Source organism: Shewanella sp. BJSY2023SW001 (genome assembly GCF_047314685.1).
GTDB lineage: Bacteria > Pseudomonadota > Gammaproteobacteria > Enterobacterales > Shewanellaceae > Shewanella > Shewanella indica.
In genome coordinates, this window is sequence record NZ_JBKORF010000026.1 from 20,184 (window position 1) to 40,928 (window position 20,745).

Genomic DNA, 20,745 nt, shown 5'->3' on the forward strand with positions numbered 1-20,745 from the left:
TGGTTACCCTCTGTGCATAAATAACAGCCCTAAAGGAAGGATCCTATGGCTGAATCCCCCTTCCATATCATGCTGGAGGAAACCGCAAAACTCCCCATCCGCCAAGCGGTATGGAGCGCAATGTCGGATTTGTTTCTCGATACCGATGTCACTCTGCACTACCCCGGCATTATCCGGGTATGTGCTCTTTCTCCTTATTCCCTAAAAGAACTGGAGCATATTCTGTATCGGGAAGTTGCGCCTGTTTGTGGCCCCAATTTATTCGACGTCTGTGGTGAATGGGCGGGCTTTGATGAACAATGGCTCAAGGAGCAAATCTTACTGCGACTCAACAATTCTCCCAGTCTTTGGCAAAGAGTAAAGCTGCACTTGGCAGAACGAATGTTCAATGATTACTTAACACCTCACTGGCAACTGCTATCGACACAGATTCATGGTAGGCGCAATAACACACTCGCTGACAAGCTTTGAAATAATATTGAATCAATTTTATGCAAGCTGTTGCATATATTAATATTTTTTTCAAAAAAACACTCAATGTCTGGTTTTTTATCTCACCTTTCGTGTTAAGGTTTGCGCCGTCTTTCACGACATAAACCTCCAGCCTAAACAGATAAGTAAGATCCAACCGTGGCCCATACAAATAGCCTTCCAGCCCCTTTGAATATTCTGCTGCCCATGCGTCGTTATCGGTTGAGCTTTCGTCATCAGCAGTTGGAGATCCTGGGTAAGGTCTCACGCTTTTTACTGCAGTCTTTTACCTTATACGGCGTAACCCAGGAACAGATCCAGCAAGTTACCGCACTGACAAGCTCACAACTAACGCCACTGCTGGAACGTTTATGTGCGCTCGGCTGGCTGGAAGATGACCTGCGCCAATTAACCCCACAAGGGAGTCAGATGGCGCTGGCTTGTGAACTGACTGAGCTGAGCTTTGTGCTGTGGCTTGATGTGATGGATCCACAACTCAATCCCGTTTGGTGCCACGATGAACAGCTGTTATTGAAAAACAACCCCTCCGAACCCTGGATGACCTTGAGAGAGTACGAAACAGACTGGAATATTCAGCAGGTGCTGCAACAGCAAAGACTGAACCGCCGACTGGCCTCCAGCCTGGAAAATCAAGGGGAGCTAACCGAGCTGATGCAACAGCTTTGTCCGGCCAAGTATCACAGGATGTTGCAGGAGCAGCGTACTGCCTGGCAGCCACAGCTTGAGATTATCGGCGATGAAACAGAGCTTCGTTATGCCTGGGTCGAGCTTGATAGCGAAACATCATTAACTTCGGAAAAACGCGGCACACTGCTATTAAAAGCACCGGTGCTCGAATATCAGGCCAATTACACAGTGCCGCCCCTGCTCGACTCAGCACTGGCAAGTCCCCCAACCAGTCGACTCCACTTGTGCCAGTTGAGCGGCGCCGTTATCAACACCAGCGAGCGAGTCGAGGGCAACGCTAGTTGGCCCAAGAGCGCTGAAAAGCCCATAAGCGAACTGTTGCAAGTCATCGCCGCGAAAGAGCAGCCCCTTGATACCGGCATTAGTCGTCACATCACTCTGAACCAGAACCTGCGCCCGCTGCGACTCGACAAGCCGCAGTTGATGACGGCACTCAAGGCACAATTTGAAACCTCGTTGGAGCCAAACCAATGAAAACTGTTTCACTGTTTGCCAGTAAGACCCTGGAAGTCGGCAGTGCCCGGCAAGCGAGGCTCTACCAGGCTGGCCGAATAGGTTATCAACTGATGCGCGGCGCCAAAGGGGTTAACCCTGTCTTGGTGTGGGTCGATGCCGCCATTTCTGTACTGGACTGCCTCAACTCCTATTTTAAGCTGCAGCGTGCCAAAGAAGTCACCGAGCAGTTGCAAGCTCAAAAACGTACGTTGCAGCATCAACTCAAAAACCTCAGCAAACAGATGGCACTGGAGCAAACGCTCTGGCAAATGGAGGCCGAGGAACGCATGACACTGCTGCAACACAGATTACAGCACGACAATCAACTGACGACTCAACTTGTCACAGAGCTGCAGAGTCGCCGCCAGAGTCTGGAGATCTTTCTTGGACAGTTGCAACACCTGAGAAGTACCGCGCGCCGTGAGTGCCCAGAGCTCAGACGACTCAGCAGACTGACCGATGAGTTAATGAAGGCACAACTCTTGTGCTTGGTCGGCGCTTTTGAGTAACACCAAGCTTAGTTAAAGATTTGCGATTCACTATCATCAACCCTATTCACCTAAATCAGGGCTATTGAAGTTCAGAGGGCATACACAAATGAAAACTCCCAGCCGTATTGGCACCAAGTCCCCAGCCAAAGCACAAAGCAAAACCCCGGAGCTAAGCGGCGCAGAAGTCGTTGCACTAGCCAAAGAAGCGGTCAGTGCTTATCAGAGTTACAACCAACTGGAAACTGCCAGAGCGGAAACTGAAAGAGTAAAAGCCGAAGCATTAAAAGAGATAGAGCTGTCCGACAACGAATTACGTCAGGCACAACTCAAACATCAGGAGCGCTGTCAGGAAATCGCCCTCGACAGGCTCAAGGCCGACAATGAACATCAACTCAATGAACAGGCCCACCAACGCTGGCAGCAGGATCATCAAAGTCGCGAGCAGACGATTGAGATTTTGCGCCGTAAGGTGAGTTTGGGTGAAGCCAGCGATGAAGAATATCAGCTGCTGCAACTGCTGCATAAATTGCCAAACCTTTAATCCAGGAGTTTATTGAGTGCTGCCAGCCATCATCATAGGCATAGGGGTTACTGTCACAGCAACTGCGACCGCTTGGTTGTTCGATAGAGCCACAGCTAAAGAGCATCAGCGCCACGACGAGTTGCGCGGAGACATAGACGCTCTCAATCGGCGTTATAACAGCATGGCGGCAGAGCACGACAGGCAGCAAGCTCTACAGTTGAGTCAGTCGCTGCAGCAACTCTGCTCCAAAATGGAAGCTCAATATCATGAGCTGCTGAATAAGGTCAGTCTGATAGACGCCGAACTCCAACTGTTACCCGAGCAAATAGCCACAGAGCTCAATGATGAGGGGCTCAGCCCCTATCGGCGCCGGGCACTGCAGCAAAGTTATTGTCAGGTAGAAGATGCCCGCAGCCGCCTGGTTGCCTACAAAGACTATCTCGACTGGTATCTGGCACAACTCAAAGCCGTGCGGGATACGCTCGACACCGAGCCTTCAGTATCTGAACTCAAAAAACGCCTGGATGAGCTTACGCCACCGAGCCCGACCTTACCCGCAGAATGGCTCTATGTCGGAAAAGTGGTGCTGGTAGAGCAAGATGAACTGGATAGAGACCTGCCCTTCAACAGCAGGCTGCATCTTGGCAATAACCTGGGCTTGCAGGGCTGGAGCAACGACCTGCAGCGCAAGCTGTTTTTCAGCTATGACGATCCACAAGCCATTCCATTGCAAATAACTCACCAACGCAGCGGCAAGAATGGCACCCGGTTATTCTATGCCTGTGTCGCCAGAGGTGTCGCCTGGGTAGAGGCGATAATGGCGGCCAGGCCAATGGCATTTGAAATTGAACGCCGGGTAGCCAAAGGCTATCTGGCCCATACCCAAGGCAAGGCCATATCCGCCTTTCTGCCAAGGCAAATGACTCCCAACCCCTTGTTGGAACTGTTGCCGGGCCAACAGATACAGGCTTGGCCTGAGCTTTACAACCTGACGCTGGATGCCAGTCCCGGCCAGCAGCAATCCCGGGGAAGAATTCAACTCAATATGCTGGACACGGCCGAACTCGGCGGCACAGATGAAGGCTCACTCTATCTTTACCTGCCTTCGGAGCTGTTTTCTGAGCAAGAGCTCATGGCGCTGCGGGCGGATGATCCAACTCCCTGGCGCTTGCTCCATTCAGATATGGAACAGGACAGTGGTGACTTGCGACTGGCCCGCCACACTCTGGCGCTAAACTGCCAAATTGATACCAAGCAAGCCTGTTTGCGGGTCAGCGATGTCGAAGACTTTGAAGACAGAGGTCAGGGGTATGAACTGCCCTTTATGTTGATCCCTGCAGACAGTGCTCTTGAGTCCAGTGTGCTGGCCAATCCGGATGGTATCAGTGCCCTTGTCGCCTTTATCAATCACTTGAGCAGCAGTGAAGCCGACAGCCAGGCGCGGATGGCACAACTGAAGATGCTGGGTCAGTGGCAAAGCGTGCTCGATTATCAGCAGGCGCAGTTGGATATCACCTTGCTGGGACGGGCCGACAAACTGCAGGAGCAAGATCAGGACTTACTGCTGCACTTTATAGTCGATGACAGTCAGCACCAGCTGCTGACAAATTTCAAAGCCGGGTTCAAAGCGCAGCAAAGCAGTGGTTTTTCGCCTCGTTGCACCCTCGAATACTGGGGCGAAACCGCTGCAGGCGAATTTGTCTGGCTCAATCCCCTTCCCGCCCGGCAACAAAACCGCCTGGAAGTGACTATCGATTCCGGTAGTTTGCAGCTGAGGCTACCGCAAAAATGGGCACAAGAGCTGCAATCCACTCAAGTCGGTGCAACAAAAACCAGCCTGCGGCTCAGTCTCAAGTTATTTGACGAAGCGCTGCAGCGACAACAAGCGGCTTTGGATGCATTTCGTAACGATGCCTTGGTTGAGCCCAGGCTGAAGCAGATACTTCTGGCACCGGGCAGCTATACGCCGCAACAGGACCCATTCTGGCAACACAGATTGCGTGAAGATCTTTGCTGGCAAAATACCCAACTGACCGAACGCCAGAAACAGGTTATCCGCACAGCACTCAGTGAGCAGCATCTTGCTCTGATCCAGGGGCCGCCGGGTACCGCCAAGACCACTTGCATAGTGGAGATGCTGCATCAGATTTTCCACCATCGTCCAGAGACCCGGGTATTATTGGTATCGCAGCAACATGCGGCGGTAGACAACGCCCTGGCACGCTTTATTGATTTACACCAAGCCTTGCTGGAAAAGCAAGAGGTGCGGCTATTGAGAATTGGGGCCGATGACAAGGTCAGTGGCAAGCTCAGTGACTACACCATTAAACAAAAACTGAATGACTTTGAACAGCGAAGTCGCCGCAGTGCCCTGGCCTGTACAACCGAAGCCGAACCTTTGCCTGAGCTGGCTCACCGTTGGCTGTACGGCGTTTTGGGCACAGAGCAGGAACAACAAAGGCTTGATAAAGAGCTCAACTGGATGTTACTGGCAGATCATAATCTGGTTGGCGCAACTTGCGTTGGGCTCGCCTCCAGACGTCAAAGCATAGATCAGCTCAGGTTCGACCTCGTCATCATTGATGAAGCAGGTCGCTCCACTGTACCCGAACTCATGATCCCTCTGCTCAGAGCCCGCAAGGTGATACTGATAGGCGATCATTTCCAACTGCCTCCCAGCGTTGCGCCGCTACTGCAGACAGATGAAGCCAATGACGAATTGCCCTTTTTGAACGAATGTTTCCTGGAAACCAGTTTCTTTGAAGGCCTCTATGATCAATTGCCGCCCACAAGCAAAAGCTTTTTGGCTGAACAGTTCCGAATGCCGGAAAAGATAGGCGATCTGGTCGCCGAGCTCTTTTACAGCCCCAATGGTGAGCGACAACTGTTCAACGGCCGACAACTGAATGAACAAGACTTCGTCCTGCCGCACACCTTGATTTGGAAAGATGTCGCCGGTCAACAGCAACAAGAAGGCACCAGTAAGTACAATCGCGAAGAAGCCGAGGCGATAGTCACCTTTATCAAGAACCTGGCAGACAAAAATAACCACCGGGGGAACACCACTGAGAGCCGGGTGACTCATCAGCCTGCCACGCCTCTGGGCATCGCCGTCATCACCCCCTATGGCGCCCAGAAACGACTGATCCGTGCCCTGATGAGCGAGTTATCATCGCCCGCGGCAAGTGGCGAATATCGGTTGGGTCAGTTCAATATCCGCATCAATACGGTGGACAGCTTTCAAGGCAGCGAAGATGAGATAGTCTGTTATTCTACGGTGCGAACCCAGGGCAACCTGCGTTTTATTCTCGACTGGAAACGACTCAATGTGGCCTGCTCCCGCGCCAAGCAAAGCTTGCTCTTCTTCGGCGATCTCGAGTTTCTGAGTCGCCCGGGCGCCGCCGGGAAACACAGAAACCTGTTTGCCGAAGTGATAGCCAGAATTCCCAAACATTGCCGATTACGAAGAAAACCGGATGCCGACGGCAAAAGCCCAAGACAAGCTACGGGCAAAAAAGCGACACATTCACCCAAAAGACCAATGGGAAAACCGTTAAAGAACCGGCCTCCCAATGATAAACAATCAAGGCATAAACGGCACAAACTCGCGCCCAAGACCGAGCAGACGGTTTAATAACTGTCTGTTTTCCTTGGGCTTGGCCGGAAATGGAGTTCGGGCGCCAAACGACTATAACCCCTCAGGTAAGCCATGCTCACTTATCCGGAGTGTGGCTTTCAAGTAGCCGTAAACTTCAACTGCGCCCGAACAATTGCAAAGGCCTGATTATCAAAGCGACAGCAAGCCTTTTGTTCGTATTTTCCCTCCAAGAGCAAACTTAACTCTGACAACTCACCTTGTGAGCGCTCAGATACTTGCTCCATCTATCCTTTCGTCTGCAACAGCTCATTTGGTGTATCCATTTTGTCCCGGTTACAAAAGGTATTCCGGCATTCGATCACATTTTATCAAATGATAACAATTATCACTTGCGATCGTATTTATAGGTCTATAACTTTGTCCCCCACTTAACGCTTATTTACTCATTCGCTTCATTTGTTAATCAGGACAGATACTCATGCCTAGCTATAGATTTAAGCTCAATGCCCTGCTGCTCGCTATGCTGGCATCACCGGCCTTTGCCGACGATGCTGTCGAGCGCGGAAATCAATCAATCGAAAAAATTGTCGTTTTGGGGGAAAAGACAGAGAAATCATTGAAAGACGTGAGTTCATCTGTATCTGTCATCACCGAGGAGCAGCTTAAGACGCTGCAATACCTGTCGGTGCATGACGCCATCTCAGAAATACCCAACCTGGTAGTGCTGTCAGGGCAGATGCCCAATATCCGCGGGATTTCCGGTAACGGCGCCGCCACCGGCTTTAGTGGGGTTTCCGGCGGCGCCAAGACCCGGGTATCAACCATAACCGATGGTGTGGCAGAACCTTTTATGGCGGATTTGACCGGCGATACCGGCATGTGGGACATAGAGCAAATTGAAGTGTTTCGCGGTCCCCAATCCACCAGTAATGGCCGCAACAGCATAGGTGGCGCCATGTTTATCAAGACCAAGGATCCGACTTTTGACTGGCAGGGTGCCGCTCGGGTGGGTTACCGCAGTGAGAGCCAATATATAGACTCGGCCGCCGCCATCTCCGGCCCTTTGATTGAGGATGAACTGGCCTTTCGCCTATCGGCGCAGCATACCGATGGTGAAACTTACGCCAACCCGATTATCCATGAAGCTAACCCGCCGGGCTTTGATCTGAATAAGCTCAACACAGACAGAATAAGAGCCAAACTCCTGTGGGAGCCCGCAGCCATTGACGGCCTCAAGGCCATGCTCAGCTATGCCAAAAACCATGAGCGCGGCAACACGGGACGGCAATACTTCAGTGGTGACGATCCCTTTAAGTATCAGCCCATCAACCCCAGAAACATGGACACTGAATCAGATACCGGCAGCATCAAGCTGGACTACAGGATCGGTGACAATTTTTCGGTCGACTTCTTGCTGGCCAGAATGAACTACCACTGGGTGATGGATACCTATGACAAGGATCCTGCTACCGAGCAAGTGGTGAGTATGGAGGAGTCCAACACCACGGCTGAAACCAAGCTGCATTTTGGCCTTAACAGCGAGCTTTACAGCGGCTTTATCGGCCTCTACTATTTCAAGCGCGATCAAGACTTCAACAGTAGCGGCGGTACGGTTTATCGCGGCGACGACAATAGTGACTCCAAGGCGGTTTTCGGCGAATTTACCTATAACGTCACCGATGACTTCAGGATCACCGCCGGAGGCAGGGTTGAACGGGAATCCCAGCTGCGTAATTTCTGGATGAAGCAGCCGCAAACGCCCATAGAAGATACCCTGGACAACAGTAAGACCATCAAGTTGCCCAAGCTGGTATTGCAGTACGATATCAATGCCGAGACCACAGTCTCCTTAAGCGGTCGCCGTGGCTACAACGCCGCCGGTGCGGCGATAGGCTTCCCGGAAAATGAGTTCTACTTCTACGATGAAGAGTACGTTAACGCCTATGAACTTGGGCTGAGAACCAGCCTGGATGGCGGTAATATCAACCTGAGCGCCAACCTGTTCTACAACGACTACGACGGATATCAGGCCACTGGCTCTGCCAGACGGGTTATCAACATGGACAAGGTGATTACCTATGGTGCCGAGTTTGAAGCCTCAGCCATGGTGACCCGGGATCTGCGCCTGCACGGCGGCCTTGGGCTGTTGAGTTCGGAAATCAAGGAACCGGGAGAAGGTTATGCTTCTGCCAAGGGCAATGAACTGGATTCGGCCCCCTCAATGACCGCCAATCTCGGTGCCCAGTATTGGCTGACAGATCAGCTTACCTTGAGTGTCTCCGCCAACTATGTCGGTGAGTACTATGGTGACTTTGAGAACACGGAGGAACGAGTTGCCGGTGACTATGTGCTGGCACGTATGTCGCTCAATTATGAGACAGACAACTGGATCTTCAACGCCTTCGTCAACAACGCCTTTGATGAGAAAGCCGTGTTGAGTCGCTCTCCGGCTGCCCGTAACTACCCGGATGGCTATGCGGCAATAGTCGATCCCCGTAACTTTGGGGTCTCTGTCACCTACCAGTTTTAACCTTAGATAAGCCCAAAGGCTCCCAAGGGAGCCTTTTTAATTTTATTGAAGCCCCTTTGACAAAGGGTTACGGCTTCAAAGCCGGTTCATGACTGAGCCGCAAACCACATGAAGTAGGCATAGTTTTACAGCATGCACTTGGCCAGGCTGCAGATACTCCCTGGATGCCGAAGGCCCAAAAAACGATACATCACAGTTACCGAGTTCGGCATTGAGTAGGGCCCAAGCCCCTGGAAGGATCGAATCACAAGGGCAGCAACAATTTTTGAATGGAGTTAGGGGCTAGTTCGTCGGCGGAATGGAATAAGTGCCCACGGCATGAGCCACAACTTCGCTGTGTCCATCTGAAAACACAGACACTTCGGCAATCGCCAATGATTTACCCAGTTTCAGCAGCCTACAATCGGCAACTATGTCACACTCGGCGCTGGGTTTACGCAGGAAGTTGATATTCAGGTTGGTAGTTACCGCCAGAGGCACTATGCCTATTTCCGCCAACAAGGCGATATAGATGGCAATATCGGCCAACTCCATCATGGCCGGCCCTGAGACAGTACCGCCGGGGCGCAGGTGCGCCTGAGTTATCGGCTTACGCACTCTGGCCGACTTATCTCCCAGATGTTCAATCACAATACCGCTCTGTGGCAGCTCGCGTTCGATAAAAGCTTGCAGCTCAGCGATAGTCACCATCTAAACCTCCTTGATTATTTGGTCAATCTTGCGGTATCAATGGGCCATGGGTATCACTTGAGCATTAACAGCCTCTGGTTTAGCCATGTTTGCCCTTCTACTCCTGTTTGGTTCTGGGCTTTGATACCGCTTTTAATTGTTGCCGCCGTTTAAGCTCCCGCCCCTGAAGGGTAAATATCAACCAGACTAACAGCAAAGGCAGCATTGGAACTATCCCCCAAAGCAAACCCATTGAGCTTGCTACCATGGTGTATTTAAGCTGATATAGCGGCACCAACACCCAAAGGGGATAGCTGTAGAACAATCCTCGCACCAGACGCATCGACAAACTGCGATGCAGTTCGGCGCCGGGCAGCGAAGCAAACATCAAGGCAAACCAGCCCAAAACGCCCGTCAGCAGTGCAAAACCCAGCACAAACTGGATCAATAGTTCCGGCATTCCCTCTCCCTGAGTATAAGCTTCCAACCCTTTTGCCCGATTTACAGCGCTGACCGGAGATCGCCTGTCAGCCAGGAGTGGTCATCGCAGAAACAAAGGTCAAGCACCCACGGCCAACTCGCTCACTTTCAGCTTAATCACTGCCAGAATCACACCCCGGATCCGCAGCGGCGGTTTCCGCTGCACTATGGCCGGCACTGGCCTCATGCAGGCTAGCGACCGTAAAATCCTGTGGCCGACCAAAGATAACCTCCGCAGCTTCCCTTCTCAGTTGACCATAGTCCGGCTCACTGGAACCTTGAGTTATGGAGGTTTGCATCGAAATGCGGGAAAATTCGGCCGGTGAGCAGTACATGGCATAGGCATAATATTCGTTGGTCGAAATACCGCCATGACTATCACAGGCTCTGGGAGGACGCCTGAGCTTTTGTCTGATTAAAGCCCTTTCCAGCTGATTTCTGGAGTAATATCTCTTCTTGCCATAATGCTTTAGCAAATCCCTGGATAGCCTACGGGCATATTGCTTTATTTTTTGTTTTCGAAACAGATGGGCAAACATAAGAACTCACTCTGCTTGGCTCGCTTCTCCAATATGCCGCTTTGTGCTCAAAGCCTGATTGGATCCCACTTGCCGAGCGGCACCAAAAAACAGATATGGCGCGGCAAATAAGTTAATGATCAGGCTATAAAACAGCAGCAACGCCACACCCAAACCTGTCATGATGGTTTCGGCGCCGCCTGAGCCTTGTCCCAGAATCCGCAACAAACCGTAAATAAAGATAAGCCCGGCGGCCAACCAGCATACGTTCATGGCGCTCCGTCTTGTCGCCGATAAAACCAGCTTGCCGAGCGTATCAGACCAGGCAGTAAACTATGACCACAGCCCGGTTCAATTTCTCATCCTGGTTTCGCGGCTAGGCTTCCAGAGCCAACTGCAGCAAGAAGTCCAGTTGCACTCTGGCATCGCCTCTTTGAGTCTTATCAATAGCTGGTTCACCCCCGAGACGCAGTGCCGGGGTGTAAAAGTAGATCTGGTTTGGCTGCAGCCTGCCTTGCTGGTCGCTGACTTGTTGAAGTTCCCTCTTCCTGAAGAAGCTGGTTTGCACTTCATCGTCACAACACCAGTCGTTGAAGAAGTCTTCCATGTTCCAGGTGAGCACATCTGTCTGTGAAGTGTGGGGATCGATAAAAGCGATATCTTCATCCCCTTCATCGCTCAGGAGCCGATAATAAAAAATGTCGCCAAAACAGCTGATAGCGAACGGGATGCGACTCATGTCTTCATCCAACATCAGCCAGCCCCAGAGATTGTCCAGGTATTCATCCGGATCAATAAGTTGGATTAAACCATCACCATAGTGGCCAAAGCCATGTTGTTGCCACAGTTCCAATAAGCACTCGGGCAAATGGTCCTGATATTTGGCAAGAGTTGGCGCCGATACTGATTTGATATCTGCGCCGGGTGGCAGATGGTCGATAAAAGATTGCAGAAGCATTGAGGTAAAATTCCTTTTCCTATCAGAATAACTGTCACAAAACCTTGGGTTTTCCGTGACCTTGATTTGAAAGCCTTAAGGCACCTAGGTATAGATATGAGACCTGGATAAGGCCGGCTTCGATTATGCGGCCTTTGATAGCATGATTGCAATCCCGAGAGACGCACCGGCTTATACACAGCGCCCAAAAATCGCTGCGACAGTATCAGTATTTTTCCGGAAACATCTTCCGATAACAAAGCCCTCCACCATAAGTCAGGCTGTCACCACCGAATTCATCCATCACAGTAAGCGGCTGCCCCGCCACTTCAATAACGGCTTAGAGGTAATCACCCTCGGTTTGCTTAAATACTGCTTGCACGGCTTTCCTTATAAAAATTTTTTTGAAGCTGTGCCTCCGTTGGTCACTGCTCAGCTTCTTTAGCCGCCAGCCATTCACATTCCGCGGTATTGGCCAACTCCCCCAGTTGACGACGCTGATCCCGCCCTTGGAAACCGCAGCGAGTCCCCTTGCGAATAGGTACTGCATATTGAATATCACGGGCTTGTTGTTTAAGAAAGGCATTGCCGGAGCGGCGATACTCTGCCACTTCCCGCTCATTGAGCTGGACCATAAAGCGGTTGTTATGTCGGCAAAGCACGTCCAGATATAGCTGCCCTTCATGCTCCAACAAATACCATTGCCCTTGAGCCATCGCCAGTACTCTCATACTCAGCTCCCGATTATGCCGCTTTTGCCGAAAGAGGCACAAAATTACAGCAGCGTAAGCCACTCTGAGGTATCTGCCAGAATAAACTCATAGCGTTTGCCATCATTGAGAATGATCCGCAGCGCATCTGCCGATATAGGAAAAATACCGCCGCCAGTAGCCAGACACTTTTCTACCGCGCAGATATCATCTCGCTTGAGAGTGTAGGGCCCCAGCCCCAGTTGCTGATTGAAAGGCACAAACTTGAGTTCATTGCCGGTCAAAGAAATCTTGCCATCGGCTTTGGCCACTCCGTTCTGCACTGTAGTCATTGACGATTTGATCAGTTCTGCTGCCATCCTTGCTTCCTCTTGGGTGATGCCTTGCTTCCTTAAGGCCTTGTTGGCATAAGCCATCAATAATGTTCAAACTACCCCAATAAATGGGATTTGTCATCCCGATGAACAGGCACTGCTGCACTGCAGGGCTCAGGCGATAGCCTCTGGCAGGATGATCTCCGACGCGCCAAAACTGTGAAGATAGCCATCAATAATGGCCAGCGCGTCTTCATCCGAGCAGAGATAAACGGGCAAACCATGCCGCTCTGCCAATTGCTTTGCACGCCGTTTTTGGCTGAGGCCATGGGATTGGTCTCGGCTCTGCGAATGAACCACATGGGGCACAAATAAAAGGTCGGCCAAGCCCAGCGCCTTCAGGTTTTCAAGGCCTACTGTATTGCTGTCACCACAAAGCGCCGCGGTTTCTATGTTGGCAGTCAGCAGCATGGCGCCGGCACTGACACCAACCAAGAGATGTCCGGATGCAGCATAACTCTTGAGATTCTGCTGTTGATTGCGACTATGCAAGCCATGTAAAAAACGGTAAGTATCCCCGCCCGAGAGATGCACTAAAGGCTTATCCAGTAACCTCTACATCACAGTGTTGTTAAAACCCTGTTCAAAATCCAGGTAGGTGTTGAGACCTATGCCAAGGCCTTGATAAAACGCCTGTGTTGGCCGGTAGAAGTCCCCCTCGGGATCAGGCTCTGAACCTATGTAACCACCCGCTTGCCCTTTAAGCCCCAGAGCCTCAATAACAAACGCAAGCGCCTCACGGCCTCTTGCGCTTTGGTGATTACTGAGCAGCAGTAGATTCATACTTTTTCGCTCCTTGAAAGTCGGCAACTTCTTACAACACCCTGAGTTTCCCGCTCACAGCCTCAACGGCCATTCGCGCCGTGATTGATAAAGTTCTTCAGCCCAAGACATCAGCGCAGGGAGTCAAAAGCAGCCAGCAGTGCTTCATCTTCTCTTTCTAACAGGCACTCGCCAATCTCATCTATGGGTAACGTAGCGCTGAGGGACAACAGCTTAAGGGCTTCAATATGCTCAAGAGTCAGTTCATGCTCGGTAAGCAGGAACGACCAATCGAAACTGTCGACAAGCGCCTGCTCGACACCATCGGCATACAGCTGGTTAAACCTTTTTGGGTTGTGACCGAAGATCAATGCCGCCAAGCAAGCATATTCGCCGAATTCACTGTCATCATCAAAGCAGTAATCCAACGCTATGCCCCGACTCAGCAAGGCTGCCAAAGCCTGTTCACCGGCTCCATTCAAATGGTATTCATTGTAAAACAAACAGGCCGCCGCCGTAGCCAGTGCCTTATGGGAGAAGGCGTATCTGGGCAGTAGAAAATTAAAAATGGCGTAAGCGTCAGACTCTCCTGCAAAGACCAATGCCAACAACCGGTTATGGTCCAAGCGGCCACCCACTGAAATAAACGCGCTAATAAAACCGAGATAAACATCGTGACACAGCCGGTAAAGATGTTCAGGGTCGTCTTCGACCAAGCTGCCATCCGGGCCGTTGACTTTGATGATGTCAAATAGCGGCGTAAACTGCTTCGGCTCGGAATAATACGTCACACGGCAATACATAAGGTAATAGATTTGATAGTCCTTGATAACGGCGTTCGCCCTGAGATAAGAGATGATCTCAAGCCCGGCCGGGTCTTTCTCTATCCTGAACATATATTGGGACCAGGCTTTCGGCATATGCTGGCGCAAATAGTCCAGATTGCCTTCTTCAATATGTTGTTTTATCTCATTTAATCCACGAAACACGGCATTCCTCTCATAACAGGTGTAAATCTTCTCCGGGAAATCCCGGGCCTGGTAGGTAAAAGACCTGAGTTAGGGCTGACTCAGTTTTTGCTCAAGCGCCCGGTTCTGAGCCATAATCTCTTCGAGAAAAACCGAATCATGCAGCCTGGCCAATTGCAGCGCCTTGATAGACGCCGCCATTGCCTTATCGAGCTGTTGGTTAAGCGTATAGGCCGTTGCCAGGCTGTCCCAAAGGATTTCCGAGCGAGCGAATTTCTCTACTCCTTGCTCCAATATGGCAACGCCCCAGGTAGTTTGGCCCTCATAGGCGGCCTTTAGGCCGTATACGTTGAATTGATGTGCCGACAACGGAAAGGTATAGCCATACTCGGCAGTTTTTCCCCTGTAGAACGCCAGCAGTTGTTGCAGCGACATCACATCGACTTGTGGTACCGCGTTCCAGCCACTGAAGATGGCTTTAAGCCCCTCGACATTGCCAATCAAGGGAGTGCTGTCGTGGGTTTCTCGGGCAAAACGGGCATTGAAAACCTGTAGCTTTGACGGCTTCTTGGTTTCCAGTTTTTGCAGCATGGCGTCAAAGGCCTGCGCCATCTCGCCTGGCTCACTCGCCATACTGAGAAACCAGCGCATGGGCGCTTTGCGCTCGCGAGCCTGGTATTTGTCATAATCTGTAATCAAGGTGCCATCGTCCCACCAGAGGCTGGGACTAATGGCTATCGCGGCATTGAAGGAAGACGCCGGACCGAGCGCCTGATAACTGCTGTAAAGCCCGGCCAAAGAGTGGCCAAATATCGTCCGGTAAGGCGCCAGACGGTAACGTTCACTCAATGCAGGCAGCAGTTCCTCTGCGATAAAACGGTTATAAACATCAGCCTTTCCCGCCCTTGCGGCGAAATCTTCCGGCTCTGTGGGAGTAAAGTACTTGAGTCTGTCGCGGGTGCTTATGCCCACCACTATCATTTCCGGCACTATGGCGTATGTGCTCAAAAAGCCGACGCTGGATGCCACATGATGAAACTGGGTCGAACCATCAAGTACCAACAGCAAGGGGTAGTGAAAACTGTCTGAATGTCGATAACTCTCGGGCAAAGCAATCTGAACTGTCACGGCTTCATCGATAAGCCCGGCCGCAAGTGTAAAACGCTGCTCTTCGGCCAATACAGTCAGAGACAGCAAGGCACAAAGCAAAAATACAAATCTCATGGAAATCCTTGTCAGTAAAACGTCTTTAACGGGCTTTCAAAGGTCGGCCGGCGCGGGATGAAAAGCTGACGGTCAATAGCTGATGACCGCGGGCATCCGTCGTTGCCAAAAGTCTGTATTCACCTTCCCGGCGTCCTCTTTACCTGGATTTAAAAGCAGCCGGGTTACAAACGGCCTTTGAGCGGGTGCTGAGTTTGCCAACCGCTGGCTCCGCGGCTGCTGACAAAATACACCAGCAGATCAGCGGCGCTGCGATGGCTGACCCAATGAATCAGTGACGTGGCCATTGAGCGGCTCGCCACCTGATACCAGAGACTATCCTGATTGTGCGTAGCGCCGCGGCTGTCGACTCGATAAACCAATAGATCGGCGGCCGCGCGGGAGCTGACTTCATATACCAACACCTTGGCCGCTCCCCGAACCTGAACCTCATAAATAAGTGCCATAAAACCTCCCTGTAGTAGCTTGGCTATTTGTAATGTGGATGTTAACTCCCGAGATAATCAGCAAACTCAAGATCCAATTACAATATTTTTCGGTATTACAATGACGACAGGTATAAACATCCTTCCTCTCAGACTCAAAGCCAGAGACTGGATTAGGAGCTCAACACTATGACCATGCAGTTTGGTTGGATGACTTAATCACCTTGATTGCACAGGCGTCACATTTCTTGTTTCTTATCATCCATGCCCAAAATAATCATTTACCCAAAATCGAGTGAGTTTGTGCATGATGCATTCATATTCAGTCGTCACTCGTAGTTGTGCTGCTTATGAGTTAAAACCAAATAGCGGCATATAGTCATTATTGTCTCCCAGGTTGACCTCTAAGCGCAGCACCTTGTAACACATGGCAAACAAAGACTCTCCCAACCAACGGGGATCAAAAGCCTCGAGGGCCCTGAGCATGCCTGCAGGGCCGGCATCGCCCTTGAGCTCTATAGGGGTCAACACATCGATAAAACTGGCCACCAAACCGTAGAGATCCCGTTCAGCATCTCCTTCCAGGGCCCAGAGATCCGGGTCGGCATATTGAGCAGCATAGTGTCTGGCCGCTATGTCCTGACCCAGGCCAAAGTTCAAAAGCACGGCGCGGTCGCCATTACAAATAATATTCTTCGGGCAGATGGCTCGATGGAAGATATCCAATCTGTGGAGATACTGCAGCGCCGTCAGCAACTGTCTAAACCAGCCTATCACCTGTTGCGGCGATTGGATCTCGGTGCAATCCAAAGCAACGCCCCGCTCCCAGGCCCTGGCAATGAAGACCCGGTCGCTGCCGCCAAGTTCGCCAAAGGCCAATACCCGCTCCACATTGGGGTGATAAATGCGGCTCAGGCTGCGGTATTGATGACATACACGCCCCACTCGCCGACCACCAGAACATCCACCTCCATCGCTTGCCCGGACTGAGTCGGGATCTCAATATTGGTCAGCAGCAGATAATCTTTGGGTAACTCATCACCCAGCAGTTTAAAGGCCCAGCGCTCGGCGTCGTTGACCGGGGTTCCAAAACTGATGTGTTTGGCCATATCACTCTCCCTGAGATTGGCAATCAGTGGGGGCAGAATAAAAAGCTAGAGAATAAAAAGCCACCCAAATTTGGGTGGCTTAGGAAAATTCACTTATCTTCAGTGGTGGCAGTGCTCATCACACTCATGGTCATCATCGGCAAACTCGTCATCGCCGTCCTGATGCTGCATCACGCCCCAACCATCTGTCATACCATCAAACTCGGCGGCAAAGCTGTTCAGCTCGGTTTCGCGCGCCACCAATGCCTGATACTCGGGCACCATATTGATGCAGACAATCAGCTCCCACTTTTCTATCTCTTCGTTGAACTGCAGCTCAACTTCGCCTGCCTGCTCGGATTGACTCAAATCTTCCAATGCCGATTCAGCGTCGCGCTGATCATCAAACACCAGGAAAAAGTCCACATCCAAAGGCTTGCTCAAGTCGATACCCGACTCCTGCATTGCCTGCAGCATCTTGCCGTTGTCATCATCTGGAAATTGCATTCTGTTCCCCTTGCGCTTATTGCGCCGCCACTATTTTAACCGTTTCGCCGTTGAAGCTGACCAGATCGCCCGGCAGCAATTTCTTGCGCTTGCGGGTTTCAACTTCGTTATTGACCAGCACCAGCCCTTCGGCAATCACATGCTTGGCCTCAGCGCCGGCACTGGTCATGCCTTCTGCCTTCAGCACCTTATAAAGCTCAATATACTCATCGCCGCTATTGAGGGTGAATTCGCTCATTTTCTGTGTCACTGTGACCTTGCCTTGCTGGAATTGACTCTATTTGGGGCGGATTATAGCAGCAAGCATCCGCTTGGGGGAGAGAAGTCAACGACGCTCATCACTGAGCAAGCCATAGGCCCTGTCATCCACCCAAAGATCGCCGATACGGAAGTTGTGCCGCAATATTCCCTCAAGCTCGAAGCCGCACTTCTCCATGACCTTGGCCGAAGCCAGATTATCATTGGCGCAGTGACCGATGAACTTATGAATATTGAAGCTCAAACAGCCCCAATCTATTACCCCGCGCAGCGACTCAGTGGCATAGCCCTTCCCCTGCATATCTGGATGCAACAGGTAACCCACCTCGGCCTGCGCCAGCTCAGGATCGACGCAGTAAAAGCCGGTCAAGCCGACAAAGCTGTCACTGCCCAATTCTTCAATCACCAGCGTCAGCCAGTCGCCGGACTCATAACGCCAAGGCTGGCTTCGCTGCTCAAACTTGGCTTTGAGCAGTGGTTCGGGTTCGGGATCTCTAACAAAGCGGCCCACCTCAGGATCGCAATGCAGTGCCAGAAACGCCGGCCAATCTTGCTCCTTCAGAGTCCTGAGCCTGAGTCTATCGGTATAGATTTCTATCACTTGCTTAAACTCTTACAGCTTAACCGCGACTGGTAACTTCAAGCAGGTGAAAACCAAAAGCCGTTTTCACCGGCCCCTGTACTTCATTGAGCGGCGCGCTGAACACCACTTCATCAAACTCACGCACCATCATTCCCGGGCCAAATGAGCCCAGCTCGCCGCCTTGTGCACCAGAAGGACAGGCAGAATGTTGACGGGCCAACTCGGCAAAATCGGCGCCATCGATAATCTGTTGTTTCAAGCTGGCGCATTCTGCTTCGGTTTTTACCAGTAGATGTCTTGCTGTTGCCTGTACCATAATTTGCTCCTCAGTAATCTTGGCCAAGTGGCCTTTTTTCGGTCGGTCACCGAACAAACCCGGCCAGTATAATATCATTCTGTGTCAGAAGTTAACTGACACAACAATAATGGCAGGCCGTGAGTCGAAGCTAAAAAACGCCGTCAGATGACGGCGTTTTGAGTTTGCTTATCAAAGACTCGACTTAAATTCAGTCTCAGGCTGATGCTTTTTGCTTCAGCTGTTTTTCTATCCAGAGATCTATCTTGGCTTCCATCACCGCCATGGGTAAGGAACCTGTGGTAAGGATTTGATCGTGGAAGGCCTTGAGGTCGAAATTATCCCCCAGGGCTTTCTCGGCCCGGGCTCTGAGCTCCAGGATCTTCAGCTGACCAACTTTATAAGACAGTGCCTGACCAGGAATTGCCATATAGCGCTCCACCTCGGCGATGATGTCGCTTTCCGCCAGTGGAGAGTTGTCTTTCATATACTGAATCGCCTGTTCACGGCTCCAGCCCTTGGCATGCAGGCCGGTATCCACCACCAGACGCATCGCCCGCAGCATTTCATCCGAGAGCTTGCCGAAATATTGGTACGGATCTTCAAACAAACCCATCTCTATTCCAAGATATTCGGCATAGAGGGCCCAGCCCTCTTCAAAGGCGGTATAACCGCTGAAACGTTGGAACTCAGGCACGCCCTGCAGCTCTTGCTTGATGGCTATTTGGAAGTGGTGACCCGGCGCCGCCTCATGCAATGACAAAGTGGTCATGCCCCACTTGGGCTGAGCTTTCAGGTTATAGGTGTTGATGTAAAACACCCCTGGACGACTACCATCGACGGCCGGTGCTTCATAGGAAGCTCCCGCGGCCGATTTTTCACGGAAGCTTTCAACCGGCTTCACCACATAGTCGGCCTTGGGCATCACATTGAAGTAACCGGGCAATACGGCATTGATCTTGTCCTTAAGCACCATATAGCCGTCAATTAAGCCCTGCCTGTCACTGAAGAAGTATTCTGGCTCGGATGACAGTGAAGCAAAGAAGGCCTTGAGATCACCTTCAAAACCCACTTGCTGGCGCACCTTGTCCATTTCATCGAGGATCCGCGCCACTTCCTTGAGGCCGATTTGGTGAATATCGTCCACAGCCATAGTGGTTGTGGTATGAGCATTGGCCAGATGTTGATACCAAACTTTACCGTTAGGCAGCGCCCACCAACCGTCAGTAGCCCGCGAGGCCGGCAGATAGGTTTGCTCGAAATATTGCTTGAGTGAGGCGATAGCCGGCAGCAGTTCTTGGCTGATCATCTGCTGGTATTCCTGCTCAATCAAGGCGCGTTCGGCGGCATTGAAACTCTCGGGCATCTTGGTCACAGGGGCGTAGAAAATGCTATCTTGAGGCTTATCCACCAACTGCGCCTGCAACTGAGGGATAAGCCGCTCGACCAATACCCGTGGCAGCACAACCTTGCTGGCAATGCCTTCATCCATACGCTGTTTCGCCAGCTCTGTCCATTTGACAAAACCTTTCACCCTCTGCTGCCAGTTGGCGTAATCCTGCGGGGTATTGAAAGGCTGGGCACTCTCACCACTGCCAAGCTGCACCATGGTAATCACTGTGCTGTAGAACTGGCTTATCGGCATAAAACGGCTGGGGAAGGTTTCATCCACTAACGCCATATCCCTGTCATAAACAAACATGTCGTAACTGAGTTGCAACTGTTCGGGCAAAGCTTGTTTGTCTATGGTCTTGGCCTGGGCGGCGTAGCGACTGTTAAGTTCATGGCGCTGCTTGAGGTAGGCCTCGGAGAGGTCGCCACCGAAAGTATCGTTATAGTCATTGACCCCAACAAAGGTGGCGTAGATGGGCTCAAGCTTGAGGTAATCCTTGAAAAATTGATCCACCATGGCGAGGTAAGCCTGCTCTGCCGTTTGTACCGTTGCCGCAGCGGGCTGTTGCTCCGCCTGTGGCTGAGTCACCAAACTGCTCTCCTCTTTAGAGCAACCGCTCAACGCCAAAATAATAGAGCACAGCAAAAACCCTTTTTTCATTGTCGTTATTCTCCTGTCACAACTCAGTAGATGGATTGGTTAACTATACTTGTAGCAGTCACTAGCTCGGAGCCAACC

Annotated in this window: 25 protein-coding genes; 6 read left to right on the forward strand and 19 right to left on the reverse strand. The window is 51.4% G+C overall.

The window, feature by feature from the left end:
- Positions 1 to 45 precede the first annotated feature (45 nt).
- The 6 genes from ACMHXH_RS06350 to ACMHXH_RS06375 all read left to right on the forward strand — a co-directional run bounded on the left by ACMHXH_RS06350 (position 46) and on the right by ACMHXH_RS06375 (position 8,816).
- Positions 46 to 471 carry a hypothetical protein gene (locus tag ACMHXH_RS06350; protein ID WP_052248044.1) on the forward strand — a complete coding sequence of 142 codons (426 nt, stop codon included), beginning with the start codon at positions 46 to 48 and terminating at the stop codon, positions 469 to 471.
- Positions 472 to 630: 159 nt separating this feature from the next.
- Positions 631 to 1,653 carry a hypothetical protein gene (locus ACMHXH_RS06355; protein ID WP_039033961.1) on the forward strand — a complete coding sequence of 341 codons (1,023 nt, stop codon included), beginning with the start codon at positions 631 to 633 and terminating at the stop codon, positions 1,651 to 1,653.
- A complete protein-coding gene (locus ACMHXH_RS06360) occupies positions 1,650 to 2,183 on the forward strand; it encodes a hypothetical protein (RefSeq protein ID WP_039033960.1) in 534 nt (177 codons plus the stop codon). Before ACMHXH_RS06355 ends, ACMHXH_RS06360 begins: the two co-directional genes overlap by 4 nt.
- 88 nt (positions 2,184 to 2,271) lie before the next feature.
- On the forward strand, positions 2,272 to 2,706 hold the full coding sequence (locus ACMHXH_RS06365) for a hypothetical protein (protein WP_039033959.1): 435 nt from the start codon (positions 2,272 to 2,274) through the stop codon (positions 2,704 to 2,706).
- A 16-nt stretch (positions 2,707 to 2,722) separates the two neighbouring features.
- Positions 2,723 to 6,322, forward strand: coding sequence for a DEAD/DEAH box helicase (locus ACMHXH_RS06370; protein WP_052248043.1), 3,600 nt, complete (start codon positions 2,723 to 2,725; stop codon positions 6,320 to 6,322).
- A 442-nt stretch (positions 6,323 to 6,764) separates the two neighbouring features.
- A complete protein-coding gene (locus ACMHXH_RS06375) occupies positions 6,765 to 8,816 on the forward strand; it encodes a TonB-dependent receptor (protein ID WP_413737834.1) in 2,052 nt (683 codons plus the stop codon).
- 282 nt (positions 8,817 to 9,098) lie between these two features.
- Here the strand turns inward: ACMHXH_RS06375 and ACMHXH_RS06380 are convergent, their stop codons facing one another.
- The 19 genes from ACMHXH_RS06380 to ACMHXH_RS06470 form a co-directional block, all read right to left on the reverse strand.
- Positions 9,099 to 9,506, reverse strand: a complete 408-nt coding sequence (locus ACMHXH_RS06380) for a PaaI family thioesterase (protein ID WP_162206980.1) — start codon at positions 9,504 to 9,506, stop codon at positions 9,099 to 9,101.
- Between the two features lie 97 nt (positions 9,507 to 9,603).
- A complete protein-coding gene (locus tag ACMHXH_RS06385) occupies positions 9,604 to 9,945 on the reverse strand; it encodes a hypothetical protein (protein WP_039033956.1) in 342 nt (113 codons plus the stop codon).
- A gap of 133 nt (positions 9,946 to 10,078) precedes the next feature.
- Positions 10,079 to 10,504 (reverse strand): DUF6559 family protein, encoded by a 426-nt coding sequence (locus ACMHXH_RS06390; RefSeq protein WP_039033955.1) that lies wholly within the window; start codon positions 10,502 to 10,504, stop codon positions 10,079 to 10,081.
- A gap of 6 nt (positions 10,505 to 10,510) precedes the next feature.
- The gene (locus ACMHXH_RS06395) at positions 10,511 to 10,756 is read right to left on the reverse strand and encodes a hypothetical protein (protein ID WP_101096642.1); all 246 of its coding nucleotides are present in this window, start codon (positions 10,754 to 10,756) and stop codon (positions 10,511 to 10,513) included.
- 103 nt (positions 10,757 to 10,859) lie between these two features.
- Positions 10,860 to 11,441 carry a GAD-like domain-containing protein gene (locus tag ACMHXH_RS06400; protein ID WP_039033953.1) on the reverse strand — a complete coding sequence of 194 codons (582 nt, stop codon included), beginning with the start codon at positions 11,439 to 11,441 and terminating at the stop codon, positions 10,860 to 10,862.
- A 404-nt stretch (positions 11,442 to 11,845) separates the two neighbouring features.
- Positions 11,846 to 12,151: a hypothetical protein gene (locus ACMHXH_RS06405; protein ID WP_039033952.1), complete on the reverse strand. Its 306-nt coding sequence runs from the start codon at positions 12,149 to 12,151 to the stop codon at positions 11,846 to 11,848.
- Positions 12,152 to 12,195: 44 nt separating this feature from the next.
- A complete protein-coding gene (locus ACMHXH_RS06410) occupies positions 12,196 to 12,489 on the reverse strand; it encodes a hypothetical protein (protein ID WP_039034013.1) in 294 nt (97 codons plus the stop codon).
- A gap of 129 nt (positions 12,490 to 12,618) precedes the next feature.
- Positions 12,619 to 13,053 (reverse strand): Type 1 glutamine amidotransferase-like domain-containing protein, encoded by a 435-nt coding sequence (locus tag ACMHXH_RS06415; RefSeq protein ID WP_082014272.1) that lies wholly within the window; start codon positions 13,051 to 13,053, stop codon positions 12,619 to 12,621.
- A gap of 6 nt (positions 13,054 to 13,059) precedes the next feature.
- Positions 13,060 to 13,287: a hypothetical protein gene (locus ACMHXH_RS06420; protein WP_052248041.1), complete on the reverse strand. Its 228-nt coding sequence runs from the start codon at positions 13,285 to 13,287 to the stop codon at positions 13,060 to 13,062.
- A gap of 110 nt (positions 13,288 to 13,397) precedes the next feature.
- Positions 13,398 to 14,255 (reverse strand): hypothetical protein, encoded by an 858-nt coding sequence (locus ACMHXH_RS06425; RefSeq protein ID WP_039033951.1) that lies wholly within the window; start codon positions 14,253 to 14,255, stop codon positions 13,398 to 13,400.
- A 69-nt stretch (positions 14,256 to 14,324) separates the two neighbouring features.
- On the reverse strand, positions 14,325 to 15,458 hold the full coding sequence (locus tag ACMHXH_RS06430; RefSeq protein WP_039033950.1) for an alpha/beta hydrolase: 1,134 nt from the start codon (positions 15,456 to 15,458) through the stop codon (positions 14,325 to 14,327).
- A 164-nt stretch (positions 15,459 to 15,622) separates the two neighbouring features.
- The gene (locus tag ACMHXH_RS06435) at positions 15,623 to 15,904 is read right to left on the reverse strand and encodes a DUF6150 family protein (protein WP_039033949.1); all 282 of its coding nucleotides are present in this window, start codon (positions 15,902 to 15,904) and stop codon (positions 15,623 to 15,625) included.
- Between the two features lie 327 nt (positions 15,905 to 16,231).
- Complete coding sequence (locus ACMHXH_RS06440) at positions 16,232 to 16,828, reverse strand: protein kinase (RefSeq protein ID WP_152608421.1); 597 nt, start codon at positions 16,826 to 16,828, stop codon at positions 16,232 to 16,234.
- Complete coding sequence (locus tag ACMHXH_RS06445; protein WP_039033947.1) at positions 16,795 to 16,992, reverse strand: nuclease-related domain-containing protein; 198 nt, start codon at positions 16,990 to 16,992, stop codon at positions 16,795 to 16,797. The genes ACMHXH_RS06440 and ACMHXH_RS06445 overlap by 34 nt, the downstream gene beginning before the upstream one ends.
- A 99-nt stretch (positions 16,993 to 17,091) precedes the next feature.
- Complete coding sequence (locus ACMHXH_RS06450; RefSeq protein ID WP_025011246.1) at positions 17,092 to 17,478, reverse strand: ribonuclease E inhibitor RraB; 387 nt, start codon at positions 17,476 to 17,478, stop codon at positions 17,092 to 17,094.
- Positions 17,479 to 17,494: 16 nt separating this feature from the next.
- Entirely contained in the window at positions 17,495 to 17,716 is a 222-nt protein-coding gene (locus ACMHXH_RS06455) for an RNA-binding S4 domain-containing protein (RefSeq protein ID WP_037475159.1), read from the reverse strand.
- Positions 17,717 to 17,803: 87 nt separating this feature from the next.
- The gene (locus ACMHXH_RS06460) at positions 17,804 to 18,337 is read right to left on the reverse strand and encodes a GNAT family N-acetyltransferase (RefSeq protein WP_039033946.1); all 534 of its coding nucleotides are present in this window, start codon (positions 18,335 to 18,337) and stop codon (positions 17,804 to 17,806) included.
- 19 nt (positions 18,338 to 18,356) lie between these two features.
- Positions 18,357 to 18,635, reverse strand: a complete 279-nt coding sequence (locus ACMHXH_RS06465; RefSeq protein ID WP_071476228.1) for a peptidylprolyl isomerase — start codon at positions 18,633 to 18,635, stop codon at positions 18,357 to 18,359.
- Between the two features lie 196 nt (positions 18,636 to 18,831).
- Positions 18,832 to 20,667, reverse strand: a complete 1,836-nt coding sequence (locus ACMHXH_RS06470; protein WP_335912446.1) for a DUF885 domain-containing protein — start codon at positions 20,665 to 20,667, stop codon at positions 18,832 to 18,834.
- Positions 20,668 to 20,745: the final 78 nt, after the last annotated feature.